Raw genomic sequence first — 23055 nt, 5'->3', positions numbered from 1 at the left:
TCGTTCCTTCGTCACTACGACGAGACCCAAATCCTCCTTAATCTACAACCGTAAATCTGTGCCATTGGTGCTGACGGCGAACACGATGGCTAGTCTCTCGATACGCTGCGCCGGGTGCTTAGGAACCCGGATGGCGTGATAATCGGTTTGTCCGATAGTGAATTCAGTCTGCTGCTGACTTTCCTCGAACATCCACGGACCGTATTGTCGCGTGCGGATCTCTTGGAATTACTGCACGGCGACGAATGCGAGCAATTCGACCGCGCAGTCGATACGCTGATCAGCCGGTTGCGTCGAAAACTCGACCTGCCGGGCAGCGAAGAATATATCCGCACAGTGCGTGGCGAAGGTTACATATTCGAACCATCGCAGCTGTGATGAACAAAACGGTTCACTCCCTGCGGCTCAATTCCATACGTTCGACCTTGCTGATATTACTCGCTCTCCTGATACTGGCTTCGGCTTTGTTGACTGTACCTCTGGTCATTGCGTCGCACACGCGAAACCAGCCCCGGCTCACCCTTCACGAGCTTGTCCGGCTAATTGAGGGACGCCCGCTCGTCATGGATATTGCCGATCTGGAAAGAGTCATCACTTCGTCCCCGCCCCTTGCGAATACAACGGCAGCGGAGCGCATCGTAGCCGATCAAATTGGAATGGCATTGGGAATAGAGGACCAGCGGGTACGCGTCATGCTCGACGAAGATGATCGGGAAAACGGGCCGGAATATGAAAAGAGGCTCGCCCTTTATGGAGAGGAGGAACGGTCCAGCCTCGCCATCGACGGAGCATTCCAAGTCGCCGTTCAACGTCAAGATGACCGCTGGTTGATCATATCGCACGAAAGCGCGCCGCGTCTGGGCTATCTTCGCATCCTCGCCTTACGTGTGACGCTTGTCGGCATTCTGGTTCTCATCTGCCTGTGGTTCGCGTCGCGTATCGTGCGTCCGTTGCAAAACCTGGCCGGGGCTGCGAACCGGTTTGCAGGCAGCATAGAAATCAATTCGATTCCACTTGAAGGCCCCGACGAGGTTCGCACGGTCGCTGCTGCATTCAACCGGATGAACGAGCAGATCGTCGCTTATCTGACCGAGCGCACGACGATGCTGCTGGCGATTGCGCATGATTTGCGCATGCCACTGGCCCGTATCAGGTTTCAGAATGCGCTGGGCAGTCCGAATGCCTGTACATCGATCGGTCGCGATATCGGTCAGATGGAACGAATGATCGGCACGATGCTGCAATTTGCCGAGGGAAAGGGAGGGCGTACCGAGATGGATACGCTCGACCTGCCGTCCCTTGCCGATGCCGTCGTACAGAATCTGATCGATAGCGGGTCCGATGTCGAATTTGAGCAAACTGCGCCCATTACGCTCATTGGCGATCAGGTCTTGCTGAAACGCATGCTGGAAAACCTGATAGACAATGCCGTCAAATATGGCGGATCCGCGCGGGTCGTAACGGAAAAGGAGGGATCGGTGGTCCATGTCGAGGTTTCCGACGACGGCCCCGGCATGACAAGCGAGCAGATCGCATGGGCTTGCGAGCCTTTCTATCGCGCCGATTCATCCCGAGGTAGCGAGCGAGGCGGGACGGGACTTGGTCTGACCATCGTCGAGATGGTGGCCAGTGTGCATGGCGGGAGCGTCAATATCCAAAACCGCAATACAGGTGGGCTCGCGGTAAGAGTGACGCTACCGCTCCACGGGAAGGCATAGTGCGAAAGGGAGCTGTCAGCCGGATGCAAACCGCTTTCCGTTCAGCAAAGTGCGCCCTTCCCCGGCTATTCTTCAGGCCATGAGGTTCTGCCATTCAGCCAAGGCGGCTGAGCGGTGGGCTTTGTAAGTCTGACGGTCGACGAGGTGATGTTCGGAATTGGAGTGGTTGTGGAAGGACGCATGAACTGAAGCGAACTTCTGTAGCGACTTCATTTGCCTGAAGCGCAGCATCGCTCGTTCCCGTCGTCGGAATGGCAGATGTGAGTTTTCGGCTCGATTGTTCGCGTAGCGGCCTGTCTCTTGCTTATGTTCGCAGCCAAGGTCGGACATCGCAGCTTTGTAGGAACGCAGTCCGTCAGTCGTCATGACTTCGGGCGATCCGTGACGCTTCAGCGCTTTCCTCATGAAGCGCAGGGCGGCGGCCTTGTCCCTCGTTTTTGTAACGTAGCTTTCCAGGACTTCGCCTTCGTTATCGATGGCACGCCACAGATACACCATCTCGCCATTTATGCGGACGTACATCTCGTCGAGATGCCACTTCCAATGACGAAAGCCGCGCCTCCGATTTACGCGCTGGCGCCGGATGTCCGTCGCGAACATTGGACCAAACCTGTTCCACCACAACCGGACCGTCTCATGGCAAATGTCGATGCCGCGTTCCGACAGAAGATCTTCCACGTTTCGCAGCGAAAGCGGGAAACGAACGTACTTCATTACTACTAGGCGAATTACCTCCGGCGAAGAATGAAAATACCGGAACGGGTTGGGTGGTTTCTAGGCTCGGGACATCCGCTTCCCCTACCCTGCGTCACGGCTTTTGCCAGAGGTACCATCCTTCTGACCGTGCCGTTGTCAGCCTTATCGGTTATATCGACAATACAACGGGTTATGCGTAATCTTGCCTCAGACCCCTGACAACATCGTTGTCAACTAACGCCGACACGCGGTTGTCAGCTGTCAACATGCGCAACCTCCCCCATCGAGCCCGATTCAGCAGGGTCGACAGGGCTCGCTCCAGCCCGGTGTAACCTCGCTATCATTCGCCGCGCGGCAGGACGCCGGAGGCGCCCTCGTTCTCCGCTTTTCTTGCGCACTACCCCATGCGCCCATCTCCACTCTCCGCCGGTACGGGGCAGACACGAGAAAGCCCGCAGTCTGCGGGCTATTTGGCTGTTTCTCTGCTGTGAGACAAAGGGCCTGGACTAAATGGCGGAGCGGGAGTCCGCAAAAAGGGAAGCCTATAATCCTGATAAGAATGAAAGAATCAATATTCAATTCTCAGTATACCCACATTCTTACCCACAATCGGGTTCAACCAATGGACGAACGTTTCAATTTCTACAGCGCTCGTCCGAATCGTTCTCTACGTCGCCTGGTTGCAGTTTTGGGCGTTGCTGGCAGAAGCGTAATCGGACCTAATAGAAAGGATGGTTGCTTCACTGTTGGTTGCATAAAGAAGCTGTCAGAGCTGGCTATCGAGTGACCTTCGGCCGATATGGGGCCTGAATGGCTTCCAGTATGTCTGGCATTTTAGGCACCTGGAGCTTGATCATACGCCAAGCGAAATCCGACATTGCTCGCGCCCAGCCCGGGATCTCGACCCTGGCGAGATGCTGGACGATAACGTTGGCAATAATTTGGCGCGCAAAGGTATGAGCCCCCCTTCATGACCCGGCTGGCGACACCAGGATTGTACGGATCGTATGCCGCGTTCTCACTCGGCCCGCGCGGATTGTCTTGATCGTCAGCGTCATGGCCCGGGCGGAAGTAATCCTGTGTCACTTCCCAGACATTGCCCACCATGTCGTAAAGGTTGTTGGCATTAGGCTTGAAACAGCCAACCGGAGCAATGCCGGTGAAGCCGTCAGTTCCCTGATTAACCGCAGGAAAAAGCCCCTGCCAGCTGTTGGCAGTCTCGTCATCAGGTTGCTCGGTGTAGGGTGCAGCGCCGGCAGTTGCAGCAAATTCCCATTCTGCCTCGGTCGGCAATCGACCGCCCGCCCACGAAGCATAGGCGAGCATATCCTCCCAAGCGAGATGAACGACCGGCTCGTCGCCCCGGGCGGCGGAGCCATCCGGACCGTAAGGTCTCCGCCAGTTTGCACCTGGCATGTACACCCACCAATCGGAGTACCTGTTGCTAGGACGTTCCGGGGGAACAAATACAGCAGAACCAGGGAGCAGCATGTCTTCCGGGATCTGTTCAACCGGCACGTCAAAGGCCGCGGGATCAACGGGCCGCTCTGCAACGGTCAGATATTCGGTCGCAGCGACGAAGGCAGCGAATTGCGCATTCGTCACCTCATGGGGATCGATCCAGAACGTATCGACACGGGTTTCGCGCACCGGACCCTCTTCGGCATAGACTTCCGCCTGCCCCATCATGAAGGTGCCGCCTTCGATGCGGACCGGCACGTCCGCGATGTCCGCGCAAGTTTTGTTCCTGCCGAGCTGGGTTATGTTCTCAACTGCGGACGCACCTTCCTGCGCGCTATCTGCCTCGGCACATCCGGCGACGAGCAGCCAAGAACTGCAAAGAACAATGAAGCGCGGCTTCAGCAAGGCTTCTCCTATCATTGCATCAAGTCCAACGGCCTGAAATGCACCAATCCTTCCGGCACCAGAGCGCCACTGCTCGGCTCTTTCCGCCGGGGTGAGTTACGAAGGGAGGATAGCGCTCTCACTCCTTAGGCCCGTATAAGGTGCGCAACACCTTCTTGTTCAGCTTGCCGACGCTTGTGCGAGCCAGCCCGTCTACCAGCTTTACCGTTTCCGGCACGGCATATCTGGGCAGAACGCCTGCGTCGGCGAGTTCCGCGAGCCGATCGAGCACCCTCTTGTCGCAATTGGCAGCGCCTGCGACCGGAACGATGAGCGCTAGCGGTCGCTCTCCCCATTTCTCGTCTGGCACACCGATCACTGCAACTTCGGAAACACCATCGACCTGCGAGATCAATCCCTCGAGTTGCTGCGAGGATATCCATTCCCCGCCGCTCTTGATTACATCTTTCAACCGATCCGTAATGCGCAGCGCTCCGTCTGCCCCGAAATGACCGATGTCGCCGGAATGGAGCCAACTGCCAGCCCACAGCTCGGCGCTGGCGACCGCATCGTCTGCATAGGCTGCAGTGAGCCAAGGTGAGCGGAACACGATCTCTCCATCGACGCCCACGGGCAAAGGTGCGCAATCATCGGAAACCGCCTTTATGTTGCAAAGGACTACGGGACGCCCGGCCCTTGTGCGCAGAGCAACCTGCTCTTCCATCGGTTGCTGCAATTCCGCAGTTGTCAGGTGGTTGATAGTCTGGACGGGCCCGGTTTCGGACATTCCATAGCCGGAAAATATGTCCATGCCGGTATCCAGCGCTCGGCGTGCCAATCCCTCTGGCAAGGGACCGCCTCCGATCAGCATCTTGCGCCCCTTCCAGTCGATTTCCTTTGCAAGCGGATCATCCAGCAGCATCTGCAGGATCGACGCCACGCAATGACTGAAGGTCACGCCTTCATCCTGGATCAGGCGGAGCAGCTTTTCCGGCACATAGCGGCCGGGATAGACCTGCTTGGCTCCAATCAGTGTTGCTGCGTACGGCGTGCCCCATGCATGCGCGTGAAACAGCGGGGTGATCGGCATGTAGACATCGTCCTTGTGCAGCCGACCCTGCACCGGGGATGTGCCGAAAGTTGCCAGTATCGCCAGAGTGTGCAGCACTATCTGGCGATGGCTGTAGAACACCGCCTTGGGCAGCCCCGTGGTGCCAGAGGTGTAGAAGCGCGTAGCTGTCGCGCGCTCGTCGAGTTCAGGCCAGACATAGTCGGCCGAGGCGTCATCGATCCGCGTGAGAATGTCGGAATGTACGGTTACGCCTTCGGGAATGGTGCCGCCGACATCGTTGGCACCGATCAGGATGACCCTTTCTAGCGGGCAACCATCCTTCCATTCACCTTGAAGGAAAGGGACGAATTCAGGATGCACGATCGCCGTCTTCGCGCCAGCGTGGCTGATGGTGTAGCGAACCTGTTCCGGCGACAGGCGGATATTCACCGTCTGGAGGACGCAACCCATGGACGGGATGGCGTAATAGCTCTCCAGGTAAAGGTGGCTGTCCCAATCGAGCACGGCAATCGTCTCGCCCTGCTCCACCCCCAGCGTTGCCAGCACATTTGCGAACTTCCGGATGCGACGGATGAATTCGGGGTAGCCGTAACGCAGCCCTGCCGCGTCAACGATTTCATTCGGCACGAAATTGCCGTTATCCGCTGGCAGAAGACTACTGATAAGCAGCGGCATATCACCGAATGTTTGCACGATATTGCCCCCTCCCGGTGAACTCAGTCCACTAATGTCTTGAGCGGAATCTCGGGGTCTGCGAGCTGCGTCAGATCCGGCCTGGCGCGCGCTTCCACAAGCTTTCGCCCCTGCACGTAATCCTTCGTGTTGTTGACGCAATCCAGCGCGAGCACGCAGCCGTCCTTCAGATAGATGATGGAGAACTTCCGCTCCGCAGGGTCGCCGCGCAGCACCGTTGCATCATGGCCGATTGAAAGCCCTACCGTTTGCAGTCGCAGGTCGTACTGGTTTGACCAGAACCACGGCACTGCATGATAGGTCTGCGGCTGTTCGCAGATTGCCTTGGCAGCCACCGTGGCCATGTCGTTCGCGTTCTGAACCGACTCCAGCCTGATACGGGCACCTCCAGCAAAAGCGCTTTCATGCGCGGCGCAGTCTCCGATGGCATAAATATCGGGCAGGTTGGTCTGGCAGAACGCATCGACATCAACCCCGTTCTGACCCTCCGCGCCAGCAGCGGTCAACGGTTCCACCGAGGGAACAATGCCGATCCCAACGATAACCATATCCGCCGAAATATGCGTGCCATCCGCCAACCGCACGCAGGTTACTTTACCGCTCTCGCCTTCAAGTGCGGCAACCGCGGTTTCGACGCGCAAGTCCACACCGTGAAGGCGGTGCTCTTCCTGAAAGAATGCGCTCAGATCCTCCCCCGCGACACGGGCAAGGACACGCGGCAGCGCTTCAAGCACTGTCACATTGCATTCGAGTTTTCGCAGCACCGCTGCTGCTTCCAGTCCGATGTAGCCGCCACCAATGACAACCACATCGCGAGCACCGCCATCGATGGCCGCCATAATTCCATCGACATCCGCGCGGGAACGAACCGAATGAATTCCCGCAAGGTCCGCGCCGGGACACGCAAGGCGGCGTGGTTCGCCGCCTCCAGCCCAGATCAGCTTGCCGTAGATTATCGAGCCCCCGTCGCGCAGATGCGCAACGTGGTCTTGCGGGTCGATTGCGATCACCTCTGCGCCAAGGCGCAATTCGACAGCCTTGTCCGCCCAGAACTGCACTGGGCGAATCATGATGCGTTCGAATGGCTTTTCTCGGGCCAGATAATCCTTGGACAGCGGCGGACGCTCATAAGGCGGTTCGCTATCCCTGCTCAACATCACGACGCTTCCGTCGAAGCCATGCTGCCTTAGGCTGACGGCTGCTTGCGCACCTCCATGGCCCGTACCGACGATCAGCACGTCGACCTTTTCGGAAGATGGCATGGTCCCTCTCCTAAAGCTTTTCAGTCAGCTCTGGCACTGCGTTGTAGAGGTCTGCGACGAGGCCGATGTCGGCGACCTGGAAGATCGGCGCATCCGGATCCTTGTTGATCGCGATGATGGTCTTGGAATCCTTCATCCCCGCAAGGTGCTGGATCGCGCCCGAGATGCCTACCGCGATATAGACATTGGGCGCCACGATCTTGCCGGTCTGGCCGACCTGGTAATCGTTGGGCACATAGCCCGCGTCGACCGCCGCACGGCTCGCTCCCACGGCAGCACCGAGCTTGTCGGCAAGCGGGATGATATACTGCTGGAAGGTATCGGCATCCTTCAGCGCGCGTCCCCCGGAAACGATGATATCGGCACTGGTCAGCTCGGGCCGGTCAGACTTGACTGCATCGAGGCTAACGAAGCTCGACAGCCCTGCATCGCCCGCGCCGGCGACGTTTTCGACCGCAGCGGAACCGCCGCTGGCCTCGGCCTTGTCAAAGGTGGTGGTGCGGACCGTGATCACCAGCTTGCTGTCCGAGCTCTCGACCGTCGCGACGGCATTGCCGGCATAGATCGGACGCTTGAAGCTCTTTGGCCCTTCGACGCTGATGATGTCGGAAACCTGCATCACATCGAGCAGCGCAGCGACGCGCGGCAGCACGTTCTTGCCGGTGGTGGTGGCGGGTGCGAGCACCGCGTCATAGCCGTCCATCAGCCCGGCGATCAGCGGCGCCACGTTCTCCGCCAGACCATTGGCATAGGCGGCATCGTCCGCGACGAGCACCTTCTCCACACCTGCGATGGCAGCATGCGCGGCGCCTGCACCGGTCGTGAGGACATGCACGGGTCCGCCCAGCGCGGCCGCGGCGGTTACGGTAGCGAGGGTTGCGTCGGCAACGCCGTCAGCATGGGGTTCTGCGAAAACAAGAGCAGTCATCAGGCGACTCCCAGGGCTTTGAGTTTGGCCACCAGCGCGTCGACATCGGGCACGATCTCGCCCGCCTGCCGCACCGGCGGTTCGGATACGTTGGTAGTGGCAAGGCGCGGCGTGACATCGACGCCGTAATCAGCCGGGCTCTTGGTATCGAGCGGCTTCTTCTTCGCCTTCATGATGTTGGGCAGCGAAGCATAGCGCGGCTCGTTCAGGCGAAGGTCGGTGGTGACAATGGCAGGCATGGTCAGCTTGACCGTCTCGAGACCGCCGTCGACTTCGCGGGTGACCGATACGGCATCGCCTTCGATCTCTACCTTGCTGGCGAAGGTGCCCTGCGGGCGCTCCATCAGCGCGGCGAGCATCTGGCCGGTCTGGTTGCTGTCATCGTCGATCGCCTGCTTACCCAGCATCACGATGCCCGGCTCTTCCTCGGCCGCAATCGCCTTCAGGATCTTGGCAACCGCCAGCGGCTCGACCAGTTCGTCGGTTTCCACCAGGATCGCGCGGTCTGCGCCCATGGCGAGCGCGGTGCGCAGCGTTTCCTGCGCCTTGGCCGGGCCGATCGAAACGGCGACGACTTCCTCGGCCTTGCCCGCTTCCTTCAGCCGCAGCGCTTCTTCCACCGCGATCTCGTCGAACGGGTTCATGCTCATCTTCACGTTGGCCAGGTCCACACCCGAACCATCGCTCTTCACACGCGGCTTCACGTTGTAATCAATCACCCGCTTCACGGGCACGAGGATCTTCATGGTGTAACTCCTACTCCAGTTCGAGGATAACGGCGTCGACGACGAGAGTCTCGCCTTCCTCGGCATTGATGGTGGAGATGGTGCCGGCCTTTTCGGCGCGGAGGATGTTTTCCATCTTCATCGCTTCGACAGTGGCCAGCGGCTGGCCGGCTTCCACGGCATCACCCTCACCCACATGCAGCTTCACCAGCAGGCCGGGCATCGGGCACAGCAGCATCTTCGACGTATCCGGCGGCACCTTCTCGATCATATGACCGAGATGTTCGGTCAGGCGCGCAGGAACCGCCATTCCGCGATATTGCCGCCCGCGCGTGATGAGATCCCACCAGGCGCCATCGCGCTGCAACTGAACCCCGTAGGTTTCGCCATCGGCGGTGGCGCTGGAGAGCCGCATGCCCGGCTGCCAGTCCCACGTCCCGGCGATCCATTGGCCATCGACGGTCCCGCCGCCATCGCCCAGCGTCACTGCGTATTGCTCGCCATCAAGCTTGACCGTCCAGTCCGAACCCGGCGCGGGCGCTCCGTTGAGGCGCTCGCTGATGCGGCCAGCCCGAGCACGTTCGGTGAACTCAGCGCCGGCAACAAAGGCCGCGACAGCGCGGCGCATGTCTCCCAATGCCTCGGCACCTTCGAATCCGTCGGGATATTCCTCGGCGATAAAGCCGGTGGTGAGTTCGCCTGCGCGGAAGCGCGGATGCTGCATCAGGGCGGAGAGGAAGTCGACATTGTGGCCGAGCCCTTCGAGCACCACGCGGTCGAGCGCGGCGACCTGCAGGTCCGCCGCCTCGTCGCGCGTGGGGGCCCATGTTACCAGCTTGGCGATCATCGGATCGTAGAAGATCGACACCTCGCCGCCTTCCTGCACACCGCTGTCGACGCGCACGCCATCGACGCCGCGCAGGTCGCCTGCCCAGGCGGGGACCGGTGTGGAGTAGCGCACCAGCCGCCCGGTGCTGGGCAGGAAGCCGCGATAGGGGTCTTCGGCGTAAATGCGGTTTTCGATGGCCCAGCCGTCGATTTTCACATCGTCCTGCGTCATCTCCAGCTTCTCGCCGGCGGCAACGCGGATCATCTGCTCGACGAGGTCGATCCCGGTGATTGCCTCGGTCACGGGGTGCTCCACCTGCAGGCGGGTGTTCATTTCGAGGAAGTAGAAGCTCTCCCCTGTAGGATCTGCGCCGCTCACAATCAGTTCAATCGTGCCTGCCGAGTGGTATCCGACGGCTTTCGCAAGGGCGATCGATTGCTCGCCCATCTTCTTGCGCATTTCCGGAGTCACGAATGGGCTGGGTGCTTCCTCGACCACCTTCTGGTGGCGGCGCTGGATGCTGCATTCGCGCTCATTGAGATAGAGCACAGTGCCGTGCTTGTCGCCGAGCACCTGGATTTCGATATGGCGCGGGTCCTCGATGAATTTCTCGATGAACACGCGGTCGTCGCCGAAGGAGTTGAGGCCTTCGCGCTTGGTCGCCTCGAACCCTTCGCGCACGTCCTTTTCGGAGTAGGCCAGCCGCATGCCCTTGCCACCGCCGCCCGCGCTGGCCTTCATCATCACGGGATAGCCGATGTCATTGCTGATCTCGACCGCGTGCTCGGTATCGCGGATTTCACCGACGAAGCCGGGTACGACGTTGACGCCCGCTTCCTTGGCCAGCTTCTTGGATTCGATCTTGTCACCCATCGCCGCAATGGCGTTCACCGGCGGACCGATGAAGGCGATACCTTCCTTCTCCAGCGCCTCAACGAAGCTGGCACGCTCGGACAGGAAGCCATAACCGGGATGCACCGCCTCGGCGCCAGTTTGCTTGCACGCGGCAATGATCTTGTCGGCGAGCAGATAGCTCTCATTGGCGGGCGGCGGGCCGATATGCACCGCCTCGTCCGCCATCTGCACAAAAGGCGCGCGCGCATCGGCATCGGAATAAACAGCAACAGTCGCAATACCCATGCGCTGCGCCGTCTTGATCACACGACACGCAATCTCGCCACGGTTCGCGATAAGGATTTTCGAGAACATCAGACGAGTTCCTTCAGCAGCGCATCGAGCGTGGTGCCAAGTTCGCTGGGGCTTGGGGAAACGCGGATGCCCGCATCTTCCATAGCCGCGATCTTGCTTTCGGCATCGCCCTTGCCGCCCGAGACGATAGCGCCCGCGTGGCCCATGCGGCGGCCGGGAGGCGCCGTGCGTCCGGCGATGAAGCCGACCATCGGCTTGCAACGACCCTTGGCCGCTTCCTGCTTGATGAACTCGGCCGCTTCTTCTTCGGCGCTGCCGCCGATTTCACCGATCATGATGATCGACATGGTCTCGTCATCCGACAGGAACAGGTCCAGCACGTCGATGAAGTTGGTGCCGTTTACCGGGTCGCCGCCGATGCCCACGGCCGTGGTCTGGCCAAGGCCGACAGCGGTGGTCTGGTGCACGGCTTCATAAGTGAGCGTGCCCGAGCGCGAAACCACGCCGACGCTGCCCTTCTGGAAGATCTTGCCCGGCATGATGCCGATCTTGCACTCGTCCGGCGTCAGCACGCCGGGGCAGTTGGGGCCGATCAGGCGGGACTTCGAACCGGTCAGCGCACGCTTGGCGCGGACCATGTCCATCACCGGAATGCCTTCGGTGATGGTGATGATCAGCTCGATCTCGGCCTCGATGGCTTCGCAGATCGCGTCAGCGGCGAAGGGCGGCGGCACGTAGATGCACGATGCGGTGGCGCCAGTGGCCTCCTTGGCTTCGCGCACAGTGTTGAACTGCGGCAAGCCGATATGCTCACTGCCGCCTTTGCCCGGCGTGACGCCCGCAACCATCTGCGTGCTGTAGTCCAGCGCCTGCTGGGTGTGGAACGTGCCGGTGTTGCCCGTCATCCCCTGGGTGATGACCTTGGTGTCTTTGTTTACGAGGATGCTCACGCTGCTTCCTTTACCTGTGCCACGATTTTCTTGGCGGCATCTCCGAGGTCGTCTGCCGGGATGATCGACAGGCCGGAATTGGCGAGGATATCCTTGCCCTGCTGCACATTGGTGCCTTCCAGGCGCACCACCAGCGGCACGTCCAGTTCGACTTCCTTGGCCGCGATCACGATGCCTTCAGCAATGGTGTCGCAGCGCATGATGCCGCCGAAGATGTTGACGAGGATGCCCTTCACTGCCGGGTCCGACAGGATGATCTTGAAGGCCGCCGTCACCTTCTCGGTGGTGGCGCCGCCGCCAACGTCAAGGAAGTTGGCCGGGAACGAGCCGTTCAGCTTGATGATGTCCATGGTGGTCATGGCCAGCCCCGCGCCGTTCACCATGCAGCCGATGTCGCCGTCGAGCTTGATATAGGCGAGGTCGTACTTGGAGGCTTCGACCTCCATCGGGTCCTCCTCGGTTTCGTCGCGCATGGCCTCGACATCGGGGTGGCGGTAAAGCGCATTGCTGTCGAAGCTCATCTTGGTGTCGAGCACCAGCAGTTCACCGCCAGCGGTTTCCACCAGCGGGTTGATCTCCAGCATGTCGCAATCGAGCGCAGTGAAGGCCTCGTACAGCTTCTTCGACAGCTTCTGCGCGGCCTTGGCGAGATCGCCCGAAAGCTTGAGCGCGAAAGCCACGCTGCGGCCATGGTGCGGCATGAAGCCGGTGGCCGGATCTATGGTGATGGTGGTGATCTTCTCGGGCGTCGAGTGCGCCACTTCCTCGATATCCATCCCGCCTTCGGTGGAGACGATCATGGCGATCCGGCTGCTGGCGCGATCGACCACCATCGAGAGGTAGTATTCCTTGGCGATGTCCACGCCGTCGGTCACGTAGAGGCGGTTCACCTGCTTGCCGGCTTCGCCGGTCTGCACGGTGACGAGCGTATTGCCGAGCATGTCCCGTGCATCGGCCTGAACGTCCTCGATCGACTTGGCGAGGCGAACGCCGCCCTTGGCATCAGCGGGCAGCTCGGCGAACTTGCCCTTGCCGCGGCCACCAGCGTGGATCTGCGCCTTCACCACGTATAGCGGTCCGGGCAGCTTCTTTGCTGCTTCCACGGCCTCTTCCACGGTCAATGCCGGATAGCCGGTCGGCACGCCGATGCCGTACTTTGCAAGCAATTCCTTGGCCTGGTATTCGTGGATGTTCATGGGGCTTCACTTTCCATTGTCATTTCCTCACCCGCAGGCGGCATGTTGTGACCAAGCAGGCGCAGCAAATCCGCTGCCGCTTCGACCACATTGGTGCCGGGGCCGTAGATGCCCTGCACACCTGCCTTCTTGAGGAAGTCGTAGTCCTTTGGCGGGATCACGCCGCCGGCGACCACCTTGATGTCTGCCCGGCCAGCGTCCTTCAGGTGGCCGATCAGTTCGGGGATCAGCGTCTTGTGGCCTGCTGCCAGTGATGATGCGCCGACGGCGTCGACATCGTGCTCCAGCGCCAGCTTCGCGGTTTCCTCGGGCGTCTGGAACAGCGGGCCGCTGATCACTTCGAAGCCCATGTCGGCAAAGGCGCTGGCGATCACGTTCGCGCCGCGATCGTGCCCGTCCTGGCCCATCTTGGCGACGAGGATACGCGGGGCGTGGTCCAACCGCCGCGCCACGGCCTGCACGCCTTCGACCACGGCGGCGTAGCGCGCATCGTCCTCGTAGGCGGCGGAATAGATTCCGCGCACCGGCTTGGGTACTGTATCGTAGCGCCCGAAGGCGTCTTCCATCGCCTGCGAGATTTCGCCCAGCGTCGCGTCGGCGCGCGCGGCCTCGACAGCCAGTGCCAAGAGGTTTGTCTCGCTGTCGGCGGCAAGCTTTTCCAGTTGCGAGGGCGGCAGCGGCACGCCCTTCTCGTCGCGGCCATCGCGCAGCAACGCCTCGTTCTCGGAACGGTCCACCTGCGCCCCGCGCCGCAGGTTGGCGAGCACTACCTTTACCTGCTCCTCGTCGCGGTTGCGGCGCACTTTCTCAATCCGCGCGATCTGGCTGGCGCGTACCGCGTGGTTGTCGATATCGAGCGTGTCGATCGGGTCTTCTTCGGCCTTGCGGTACTTGTTGACGCCGACGATCACCGTTTCGCCACGGTCGATCTTCGCCTGCTTGGCCGCTGCCGCCGCCTCGATCGCCGCCTTGGGCTTGCCGGTGGCGACGTAGGCAGTCATCCCGCCTGCCGCATCGACCTCGGCAATCAGCGCGCGCGCCTTTTCGGTAATCTCGGCGGTCAGCGCCTCGATGTAGTAGGAGCCACCCAGCGGGTCGGCGACATTGGTGACGCCGGACTCTTCCTGCAGGATCAGCTGGGTGTTGCGCGCGACGCGGGCCGAGAAGTCGGTCGGCAGCGCGATGGCTTCGTCCAGCGCGTTGGTGTGCAGCGACTGGGTGCCGCCGAGCACGGCCGACAATGCCTCCAGCGTGGTGCGGATGACGTTGTTGTAGGGGTCTTGCTCCTGCAAGCTCACGCCGCTCGTCTGGCAGTGGGTGCGCAGCATCTTCGACTTGGGGTTCTTCGCTCCCAGCCCTTCCATCACCTCGTGCCACAGCGTGCGCGCGGCGCGCATCTTGGCGATCTCCATGAAGAAGTTCATGCCGATGCCCCAGAAGAAGCTGAGGCGCGGCGCAAAGGCATCGATGTCGAGCCCGGTCGCCATCGCGCGCTTGGCGTATTCCTTGCCGTCGGCAATGGTGAAGGCCAGTTCCTGCACCGCAGTCGCCCCGGCCTCGTGCATATGGTAGCCGCTAATGGAAATGCTGTTGAACTTCGGCATGTGGGCCGAGGTAAAGGCGATAATGTCCGACACGATCCGCATCGATGGTTCGGGCGGATAGATGTAGGTGTTGCGGACCATGAACTCTTTCAGGATGTCGTTCTGGATGGTTCCGCTGAGCTTCTCCTGGCTCACCCCCTGCCGCTCTGCCGCAACGATATAGAACGCCATCACCGGGATCACCGCGCCGTTCATCGTCATCGAAACGCTCATGGTGTCGAGCGGGATCTGGTCGAACAGGATTTCCATGTCGCGCACGGTGTCGATCGCGACTCCTGCCTTGCCGACATCGCCGACAACGCGCGGATGATCCGAATCGTATCCGCGATGGGTGGCAAGGTCGAAAGCGACCGACAGGCCCTTCTGCCCCATGGCCAGGTTGCGGCGGTAGAAGGCGTTGCTCTCCTCCGCCGTGGAGAAGCCCGCATACTGGCGGATCGTCCACGGGCGACCAGTGTACATGGAGGCATAGGGGCCGCGCGTGAACGGCTCGAACCCCGGCAAGCCGGCATCGTCAGGCGCATCTTCGGCGGTGTAGAGCGGCTGCACGGCGATACCTTCGGGCGTGTGCCAAGTCAGGTCGCGGTCTTTCACTTCCTTGGCGGCCTTATCCTGCCAGTCTGATTTCGTCGGGCCAGAGCTATTGCGGTCGGTCATAACGTGTCCAGTGTGCGGCGCGGGTCAGTTCGACCAGTGCGCCCCTTCCTTGGGGGTTTCCATGATTTCAGTGAGCTGGCCCATCATGTCCTTGGGGTGAAGGAAAAAGATCGGCGTACCATGCGCTCCGATGCGCGTGGGGCCCAGGATGCGCTTGCCCTGCTCCTCGAACCACTTGCGCGCGTCCTCGATATCCTCGACCTCGAAGCAAATATGGTGCTGCCCGCCAAGCGGGTTCTTGGCGAGGAAACCGGCGATGGGAGAGGCGTCGGACAAAGGCTCGATAAGCTCGATCTGCGTGCCGTCATACCCGCTCTCGGTCGGCGTATCGACGAAACAGACTTTCACCCCCTGCTCCTCCAGGTCGAAAGGGGCGTGAATCTTGGAAGCGCCCATGGTCTCCGTGAAATGCGCAATCGATTCTGCGATGGAGGGCGTGGCGACACCGATATGGTTGAGACGACCGAGCTTCACGGTCACGCCTCGCAATTCTCGATGACCATGGCGATGCCCTGACCGCCGCCGATGCACATCGTAATGAGGCCGTATTTTCCGCCGGTGCGGCGCAGTTCGTACATGCACTTGATGGTCAGGATCGCGCCGGTCGCGCCAATCGGATGGCCTAGCGAAATGCCCGATCCGTTCGGATTGGTCTTTGCGGGATCGAACCCCAGCGTCTTGGCGACACCGCATGCCTGCGCGGCAAAGGCCTCGTTGCTTTCGATCACGTCCATCTGGTCAAGCGAGAGACCGGCGCGCTTCAGCGCCACCGGCACGGCTTCCACCGGCCCCAGCCCCATGACAGTGGGTTCTACACCGGCGTGGCCCCAGGCCAGGATCTTGGCCATCGGTTGCAGACCTTCTTCCTCAACGGCCTTTCCACTGGCCAGCACGACTGCCGCTGCGCCATCGTTCAAGCCGCTGGCATTGCCTGCCGTCACGGTGCCATCCTTCTGGAACACTGGCCGCAAGCCAGCCATGGCTTCCAGCGTAGCGTCCGCCCGAACGTGCTCGTCCGTGTCGAACACCTTGGTGCCCTTGCGCGTGGTGAATTCAACAGGAACGATCTGTTCCTTGAAATAGCCGTTGGCAATCGCATTGGCCGCGCGCTTGTGGCTGGAGACTGCCAGTTCATCCTGCTCTTCGCGGGTGATGGAACATTGCTTGGCGATGTTCTCTGCCGTAACGCCCATGTGGATGTTGTCGAACGGATCGTGCAGCGCGCCCAGCATGCTGTCCTGCAGTTCGATGGAGCCCATCTTGGTGCCAAAGCGCGCGCCGCTGGTCATATGCGGAGCGTTGGACATGCTTTCCGCACCCATGCCGATGGCGAAATCACATTCACCCAGCGTCACCGCCTGCGCGACCGAGACGATTGCCTGCAGGCCCGATCCGCACAGACGATTGACCCCCATGCCCACGCTGGAAACGGGCAAGCCGGAATTGATCGAGATGACCCGCGCAAGATAGGAATCGCTTGGCTGCGTCGGCACCACGCTGCCCACGGCCACTTGCTGGAATTTCTCGGCTGCCACGCCTGAGCGCGCAATGGCTTCCTTGGCCACATGTGTGCCCATGTCAGCAGGGCGCATAGATGCTAGCGAACCGCCGAAGGATCCGATGGCGGTGCGTGCGCCGGCGATGATATATACGTCTTCCATGAGATTACCTGTTTCTTCCTAAAGCGGCAGATTATCGTGTTTCTTCCACGGGTTCTCGAGGCTCTTGGTTGCAAGCTTGCGCAAGCCCAGCGCAATCCGCCGCCGCGTCGAGTGCGGGTAGATCACCTCGTCGATGTAGCCGCGCTGGGCGGCCACGAAGGGGTTGGCGAAGCGGTCTTCGTATTCCTTCGTCTTCTCGGCGATCTTGTCCGGATCGTCGCGATCCTGGCGGAAGATAATCTCCACCGCGCCCTTGGCGCCCATCACCGCGATCTCGGCAGTCGGCCAGGCGTAGTTCAAGTCTCCGCGCAGATGCTTGCTGGCCATCACGTCGTAGGCGCCGCCGTAGGCCTTGCGGGTGATTACGGTGATCTTGGGCACGGTCGCCTCGGCATAGGCGAACAGCAGCTTCGCACCGTGCTTGATGATGCCGTTGTGTTCCTGCGCGGTGCCAGGAAGGAAGCCGGGCACGTCCACGAACGTCACGATCGGGATGGAGAACGCATCGCAGAAGCGCACGAAGCGCGCTGCCTTGCGGCTGGCGTCGATATCCAGCACGCCTGCCAGCACCATCGGCTGGTTGGCAACAAAGCCCACGGGCTTGCCCTCGATCCGGCCAAAGCCGGTGATAATGTTCGCGCCGTGCTTGGGCTGGATCTCGAAGAAGTTGCCGTCATCGACAACCTTCCGGATCAGCTCGTGCATGTCGTAGGGCATGTTGGAACTAGCCGGGATCAGCGTATCGAGGCTGTCTTCCCGCCGGTCCCACGGGTCGTCGGTAGGCAGTTCGGGCAATTCAGCGCGGTTGTTGGCAGGCACGAAACCGATCATCTCGCGCGCGGCCAGCAGCGCTTCGATGTCGTTTTCCAGCGCGAGGTCGGCGACGGAAGTCTTGGTCGTATGCGTGACTGCGCCGCCCAGCTCTTCCTGCGTCACCTCTTCATTGGTGACGGTCTTCACCACTTCGGGACCGGTCACGAACATGTAAGAGCTGTCCTTCACCATGAAGATGAAGTCGGTCATGGCGGGAGAATAGACCGCCCCGCCAGCGCAGGGGCCCATGATGAGGCTGAGCTGCGGCACGACGCCGCTGGCCAACACGTTACGCTGGAATACCTCGGCATAGCCGCCCAGTGATGCCACACCTTCCTGGATGCGCGCACCGCCGCTGTCGTTCAGTCCGATCACCGGCGCGCCGACGCGCATGGCCATGTCCATCACCTTGCAGATCTTCTCCGCATGGCGCTTGGACAACGAGCCGCCGAAGACGGTGAAGTCCTGACTGAATACGTAAACGAGCCGCCCGTTGATCGTGCCACTGCCGGTGACCACGCCATCGCCCGGTATCTTCTGCTCCGCCATGCCGAAATCGACACAGTCGTGCTCGACATAGGTATCGAGTTCTTCGAACGAGCCTTCGTCCAGCAGCACGTCCAACCGCTCTCGAGCGGTAAGCTTGCCCTTCGCATGCTGCGCATCGATACGCTTCTGCCCGCCGCCCATACGGGCAGCTTCGCGGCGGCGTTCCATCTCGGCAATATTGGCGGACATTGGTAAAACCCTACTTCAATGAGGTGATGATCGCCGAGAAATCGCGAGCACCGTTTCCGGCGGCATCGAAAGCCTCGTAGAGCTCGCGCGCGCGCTGACCCATCTGCGGGTCGACCCCGGCGGTCTGTGCAGCTTCCATTGCCAGCTTCAGGTCTTTCAGCATCAACCCCGTGGCAAAGCCGCCCTGGTAGCCGTTGTCGGCAGGCGTCGTCGGACCAACACCGGGAACGGGGCAATAGCTCGTCATGGACCAGCACTGCCCGGAGCTGACGCTGGAAATGTCGTAGAAGGTCTGCGGATCGAGCCCCAGCTTCTGCGCCATGGCAAAAGCCTCGCAGGTGCCGATCATGTGGATACCCAGCAGCATGTTGTTGCAGATCTTTGCCGCCTGGCCGTTGCCAGCCTGTCCGGCGTGGATCACTGCCTTGCCCAAGGCACTCAGCACCGGTTCTGCCCGTTTGAAGGCCTCTTCGGAGCCGCCAACCATGAAGGTGAGCGTGCCAGCTTCGGCAGCAGCGATGCCGCCCGAAACCGGAGCATCGACCATGGCATAGCCCGCCGCTTCGGCATCTGCAGCCACTTCGCGCGCAGTCGCCACGTCGATAGTGGAGCAATCGAGGAATACCGCGCCTGCCGGTGCCTTGCCGATCACGTCATTGGCGTAGACCGCCTTAACGATGGCACCGTTGGGCAGCATGGAGACGACCGCGTCCACATCCTGACAAGCTTCAGCTGCTGAAGCGAAGGTCGCGCAGCCATTGTCCCTCGCTGCGTTCAAGGCGTCGTCCGAAAGGTCGAAGGCACGGACCTCGTGCCCGGCCTTCACCAGGTTGGCGGCCATTCCGCCACCCATATTGCCAAGGCCAATAAAGGCGATTTTCACAAGCATTCTCCCAGCTCAGAGCGAGGTGCGGCTTATTGGGCCGTCGGCACCGCTCGTTACCCACCATTGGATAGGGTCAGAAGTGCAGACGGGGCCTCAACGCCCCTTCCAGCGACCTTCTCTCTTTTCGATGAATGCGGCCATTCCTTCGGCCTTGTCTTCGCTCGCTGCGAGGATCTGGAATATGCGGCGCTCGTGCGCCAGGCCCAGCTCCAGCGTCGTTTCAAAGGCGGCATTGACCATTTCCTTGTTGGCAATAGCGGCCATCGGCGGCTTCGAAGCGATGGCCGCGGCGGTCTTCAGTGCGTCCTCAAGCAGATCATCATGCGGTACTACGCGCGCGACAAGTCCAGCGCTTTCGGCTTCGGCAGCATCCATCATGCGACCGGTCAGACACATTTCCATGGCCTTTGACTTGCCGACGGCGCGAGTCAGTCGCTGCGATCCGCCCATGCCGGGAGCTACGCCCAGATTAATCTCGGGTTGGCCGAACTTCGCCTTGTCGCTGGCGAGGATGAAATCCGCCATCATGGCGAGTTCGCACCCGCCGCCCAGCGCGAAGCCATTCACCGCTGCGACCCACGGCTTCCGGACCTTTTTCACAAGCTCACTCGTCCAGGCGGCGAAGAAATCCTCGAGATAGAAATCCGCCGCGGCCTTTTCGCTCATCTCCTTGATGTCGGCGCCGGCGGCAAAAGCCTTCTCTCCCGAACCAGTGATGACGGCGCATAGCTGTTCGGGATCGGCCTCGAAGGCAGCGAAAGCCTCGATCAGCTCACGCAGTACCTCGCTGTTGAGGGCGTTCAAGGCCTTGGGGCGATTGAGAGTGACAAGGGTAACACCCTTGTTTCCCTGGGCGTTGGCTTCAACGATCAGCGTGGCATAGCTCATAGCGGCGTCCATTCCTCGTTCTGTGGTAGCGGCGCGAAAATCGCGTCGAGCAGGTCGTCGGTCACGTCTTCCGGCCGGGCAGGCTGCCATGAAGGATCGCCTGTCTTGTCGACGATTACGGCACGCACGCCTTCGGCGAAATCAGGCCGGACCAGCACGCGAGACGCGATCCGGTATTCCATGCCCATGTTCTGGGCAAAGGTCTTGCACTCGGCGCCCTCAGCCAGTTGGCGCAGTGCGACCTTGCAGGTCTGGGGGCTCTTGCTGGCAAGCACCGCGAGCTCCTTCGTCGCCCACTCGCCGCCGTCAGCTTCAAGGTTGCCAAGAATGTCCTCGAACCGGTCCGGTGCAAAGGTTTGTGCAATACGGTTCGCATGAGCTGCGATCTTTGCGTCGGGCGGCGTCTCCGACAGCTCTGCAAGAATCCCAGCGATGCGATCAGGATGTTCGCTGATCCGCGCCTTGGCTTCGGCCAGCTTGCCAGAGGGGAGATAATGGGTAGCCAGCCCAGCCCAAAGGCACTCGGCCCCGTCGAGCCGCGCTCCTGTCAACGCCAGGTACTGGCCAAGTCGGCCACCAAGCCGCGGCAAATACCATCCCCCGCCGACATCAGGAAACAGGCCAATCCCTGTTTCGGGCATGGCAAAGCGGGTGTTCTCGGTCGCCACCCTGTAACGCGCTGGCTGCGAAATCCCGACCCCGCCGCCCATCGTGATGCCATCCATGAAGGCCACGATCGGCTTGGCATATTCGAACATCTGGTGGTTGAGTTGGTATTCGTCGTGAAAGAACCTGCGGCCAGACACACCACCGTCCGTAAGGGCGGATTCTCGTAGCAGGTTGATATCTCCGCCTGCACAAAAACCGCGTCCTTCGGCGTGGTCCAGCAGCACGGCGGCAATGCCATCGTCCGTTGCCCATTCGCTGAGCGCGGCACTCATCTCGTGACAAATGTCCAAGGTCAGCGCGTGGAGGGCCTTCGGACGGTTGAGCGAAATGTGGCCAATCTTGCCGTGGGTATGGATGTGGACTTCCGAGGTCATTGGCGCAGCAAATCCTTTCCGACGATCATGCGCATTACCTGGTTGGTGCCTTCGAGAATCGAGTGCACCCGCAAGTCGCGCCAGAAACGCTCGATCGGGTAGTCGCGCAGGTAGCCGTAACCGCCAAACAGCTGGAGCGCGTTATTGACCACATTCGAACCGCTGTCGGTCGCGAGGCGCTTGGCCATGGCCGAGAAACGCGTCTTGTCGGGCGCGTTGTCGGTCACCTTCACAGCGGCGAGATACAGCAGCGCACGCGCCGCTTCCAATTCGGTGGCCATGTCGGCCAGCATGAACTGGGTGTTCTGGAAATCGGCAATGGGCTGGCCGAACTGCTGGCGATCCTTGGAATAGGCAATCGCCTCGTCCAGGCAACGTTGCGCCCCGCCAAGAGAACATGCGCCGATATTCAGCCGTCCGCCATCCAGCCCGGCCATGGCGAAGCGGAAGCCCTCGCCTTCCGCGCCGACGCGGTTTTCCACGGGCACGCGTGCGTCTTCAAAGATGACCTGCGCGGTGGGACTGGCATTCCAGCCCAGCTTCTTCTCTGGCGCGCCGAAGCTGAGGCCAGGTGTATCCTTGTCCACTACCAGGCAGGTGACACCGCGGGACTTGTGCTCGTCCGTGCGGACCATCACTACATAGACATCGTTCACGCCGCCGCCGGAGATGAACTGCTTGGTGCCGTTCACTACGTAAAAATCACCATCGCGCTTCGCGCTGGTCTTCAGCGCCGCGGCATCGGAGCCAGATCCCGGCTCTGTCAGGCAATAACTGGCCAGCTTTTCCATGCCGATCAGGTCGGCAAGGTACTTCTCCTTGACCGTTTCGCCGCCAAAGCAATCGATCATCCATGCGGACATGTTGTGGATGGAGATAAACGCGCTCGTCGTGGGACAGCCGTAGGCCATGGCTTCCATGATCAGTGCCGATTCAAGGCGGCCAAGGCCGATGCCGCCACCTTCTTCCGAAACATAGATACCGCCAAAGCCAAGCTCAGCCGTGCTCTTGATCACGTCTACCGGGAAATGGTGTTTCTCGTCCCATTCCGCGGCGTAGGGCGTGATGTTATCGGCCGTGAAACGCTGCGCCATCTCCTGGATGGCAAGCTGTTCTTCGTTGAGCTGGAATTGACCTGTCATCTTGTCATGCCTCCAGTGCAGTCTCGATCGCTGCGATCAGCGCAGGATCTTCTGGCTCGGTGGTGGGAGAGAAGCGCGCAAGCACCCGTCCGTCTCGCCCGACTAGGAATTTCTCGAAGTTCCACAGCACTTCCGGGTCCTCGTTTGGAACCAGGCCGTGGCTGCGCAACCTGTCCTTGAAGCTGTCGACCTCGCCGCTCTTGGCAGGGGCCGCGGCGACGAGGGCGGCGTAGAGCGGCTGCTTGTCTTCCCCCACCACCGGCGCCTTGCGAAAAAGCGCAAAACTGGTCTGGAAATTCACAGCGCAGAACTGGGCGATGTCGGCATCGGAACCCGGTTCCTGCGCGCCGAAATCGTTGGCCGGAAACCCCAGCACTTCAAGACCGCGCTCTGCATAGGCCGATTGCAGCTTTTCAAGCCCTTCGTATTGCGGCGTCAAACCGCACTGTGATGCAGTGTTGACGATCAACAGCACCTTGCCCCGGTGAGCCGCCAGGCTGTCGGGCGAACCATCGTTGCGGATCAGCGCAATATCGGGGAGCGGCTGCGTGGTGGTCATG

The 23055-nt window shown here is 61.0% G+C and carries 19 protein-coding genes and 1 pseudogene; 2 read left to right on the top strand and 18 right to left on the bottom strand.

What is annotated here, in order from left to right; translation table 11 throughout:
• The first annotated feature begins 147 nt into the window (after positions 1 to 147).
• The gene (locus K4G67_RS12810; RefSeq protein ID WP_239806748.1) at positions 148 to 378 is read left to right on the top strand and encodes a winged helix-turn-helix domain-containing protein; all 231 of its coding nucleotides are present in this window, start codon (positions 148 to 150) and stop codon (positions 376 to 378) included.
• A gap of 314 nt (positions 379 to 692) precedes the next feature.
• Positions 693 to 1718 carry an ATP-binding protein gene (locus K4G67_RS12805; RefSeq protein WP_239806747.1) on the top strand — a complete coding sequence of 342 codons (1026 nt, stop codon included), beginning with the start codon at positions 693 to 695 and terminating at the stop codon, positions 1716 to 1718.
• Positions 1719 to 1790: 72 nt separating this feature from the next.
• Here the strand turns inward: K4G67_RS12805 and K4G67_RS12800 are convergent.
• The 18 genes and pseudogenes from K4G67_RS12800 to K4G67_RS12715 all read right to left on the bottom strand — a co-directional run.
• A pseudogene (locus K4G67_RS12800) lies at positions 1791 to 2492 on the bottom strand (IS6 family transposase); the annotation flags it as partial.
• Between the two features lie 756 nt (positions 2493 to 3248).
• Positions 3249 to 4280: a formylglycine-generating enzyme family protein gene (locus tag K4G67_RS12795; protein ID WP_239806745.1), complete on the bottom strand. Its 1032-nt coding sequence runs from the start codon at positions 4278 to 4280 to the stop codon at positions 3249 to 3251.
• Positions 4281 to 4398: 118 nt separating this feature from the next.
• Positions 4399 to 6024, bottom strand: coding sequence for a long-chain-fatty-acid--CoA ligase (locus K4G67_RS12790; protein ID WP_239806744.1), 1626 nt, complete (start codon positions 6022 to 6024; stop codon positions 4399 to 4401).
• A gap of 23 nt (positions 6025 to 6047) precedes the next feature.
• A complete protein-coding gene (locus K4G67_RS12785) occupies positions 6048 to 7286 on the bottom strand; it encodes an NAD(P)/FAD-dependent oxidoreductase (protein WP_239806743.1) in 1239 nt (412 codons plus the stop codon).
• Positions 7287 to 7296: 10 nt separating this feature from the next.
• On the bottom strand, positions 7297 to 8214 hold the full coding sequence (locus tag K4G67_RS12780) for an electron transfer flavoprotein subunit alpha/FixB family protein (RefSeq protein WP_239806742.1): 918 nt from the start codon (positions 8212 to 8214) through the stop codon (positions 7297 to 7299).
• Entirely contained in the window at positions 8214 to 8960 is a 747-nt protein-coding gene (locus K4G67_RS12775; RefSeq protein ID WP_239806741.1) for an electron transfer flavoprotein subunit beta/FixA family protein, read from the bottom strand. The genes K4G67_RS12780 and K4G67_RS12775 overlap by 1 nt, the downstream gene beginning before the upstream one ends.
• A gap of 10 nt (positions 8961 to 8970) precedes the next feature.
• Positions 8971 to 10977, bottom strand: a complete 2007-nt coding sequence (locus K4G67_RS12770; RefSeq protein ID WP_239806740.1) for an acetyl-CoA carboxylase biotin carboxylase subunit — start codon at positions 10975 to 10977, stop codon at positions 8971 to 8973.
• The gene (sucD, locus tag K4G67_RS12765; RefSeq protein WP_239806739.1) at positions 10977 to 11867 is read right to left on the bottom strand and encodes a succinate--CoA ligase subunit alpha; all 891 of its coding nucleotides are present in this window, start codon (positions 11865 to 11867) and stop codon (positions 10977 to 10979) included. The genes K4G67_RS12770 and sucD overlap by 1 nt, the downstream gene beginning before the upstream one ends.
• Positions 11864 to 13063 carry an ADP-forming succinate--CoA ligase subunit beta gene (gene sucC / locus K4G67_RS12760; RefSeq protein ID WP_239806738.1) on the bottom strand — a complete coding sequence of 400 codons (1200 nt, stop codon included), beginning with the start codon at positions 13061 to 13063 and terminating at the stop codon, positions 11864 to 11866. The genes sucD and sucC overlap by 4 nt, the downstream gene beginning before the upstream one ends.
• Entirely contained in the window at positions 13060 to 15324 is a 2265-nt protein-coding gene (scpA, locus tag K4G67_RS12755) for a methylmalonyl-CoA mutase (RefSeq protein ID WP_239806737.1), read from the bottom strand. The genes sucC and scpA overlap by 4 nt, the downstream gene beginning before the upstream one ends.
• Before the next feature lie 24 nt (positions 15325 to 15348).
• Positions 15349 to 15798, bottom strand: a complete 450-nt coding sequence (gene mce, locus K4G67_RS12750) for a methylmalonyl-CoA epimerase (RefSeq protein WP_239806758.1) — start codon at positions 15796 to 15798, stop codon at positions 15349 to 15351.
• A gap of 2 nt (positions 15799 to 15800) precedes the next feature.
• The gene (locus tag K4G67_RS12745; protein ID WP_239806736.1) at positions 15801 to 16985 is read right to left on the bottom strand and encodes an acetyl-CoA C-acyltransferase family protein; all 1185 of its coding nucleotides are present in this window, start codon (positions 16983 to 16985) and stop codon (positions 15801 to 15803) included.
• Between the two features lie 18 nt (positions 16986 to 17003).
• Positions 17004 to 18536, bottom strand: coding sequence for an acyl-CoA carboxylase subunit beta (locus K4G67_RS12740; RefSeq protein WP_239806735.1), 1533 nt, complete (start codon positions 18534 to 18536; stop codon positions 17004 to 17006).
• A gap of 10 nt (positions 18537 to 18546) precedes the next feature.
• Positions 18547 to 19419: a 3-hydroxyisobutyrate dehydrogenase gene (mmsB, locus tag K4G67_RS12735; RefSeq protein ID WP_420830035.1), complete on the bottom strand. Its 873-nt coding sequence runs from the start codon at positions 19417 to 19419 to the stop codon at positions 18547 to 18549.
• Between the two features lie 96 nt (positions 19420 to 19515).
• Positions 19516 to 20310, bottom strand: a complete 795-nt coding sequence (locus K4G67_RS12730) for an enoyl-CoA hydratase-related protein (RefSeq protein WP_239806757.1) — start codon at positions 20308 to 20310, stop codon at positions 19516 to 19518.
• Positions 20307 to 21353 carry an enoyl-CoA hydratase/isomerase family protein gene (locus tag K4G67_RS12725; RefSeq protein ID WP_239806733.1) on the bottom strand — a complete coding sequence of 349 codons (1047 nt, stop codon included), beginning with the start codon at positions 21351 to 21353 and terminating at the stop codon, positions 20307 to 20309. The genes K4G67_RS12730 and K4G67_RS12725 overlap by 4 nt, the downstream gene beginning before the upstream one ends.
• Positions 21350 to 22495: an acyl-CoA dehydrogenase family protein gene (locus K4G67_RS12720; protein ID WP_239806732.1), complete on the bottom strand. Its 1146-nt coding sequence runs from the start codon at positions 22493 to 22495 to the stop codon at positions 21350 to 21352. The genes K4G67_RS12725 and K4G67_RS12720 overlap by 4 nt, the downstream gene beginning before the upstream one ends.
• A gap of 4 nt (positions 22496 to 22499) precedes the next feature.
• Positions 22500 to 23054: a glutathione peroxidase gene (locus K4G67_RS12715; protein WP_239806731.1), complete on the bottom strand. Its 555-nt coding sequence runs from the start codon at positions 23052 to 23054 to the stop codon at positions 22500 to 22502.
• Position 23055 lies beyond the last annotated feature (1 nt).

Origin of the sequence: Croceicoccus hydrothermalis (assembly GCF_022378335.1) — a bacterium.
In the GTDB taxonomy this organism is placed as follows: Bacteria; Pseudomonadota; Alphaproteobacteria; order Sphingomonadales; family Sphingomonadaceae; genus Croceicoccus; species Croceicoccus hydrothermalis.
Note: the sequence above shows the minus strand (reverse complement) of the source record. Positions and strands in the feature narration are given on the sequence as shown.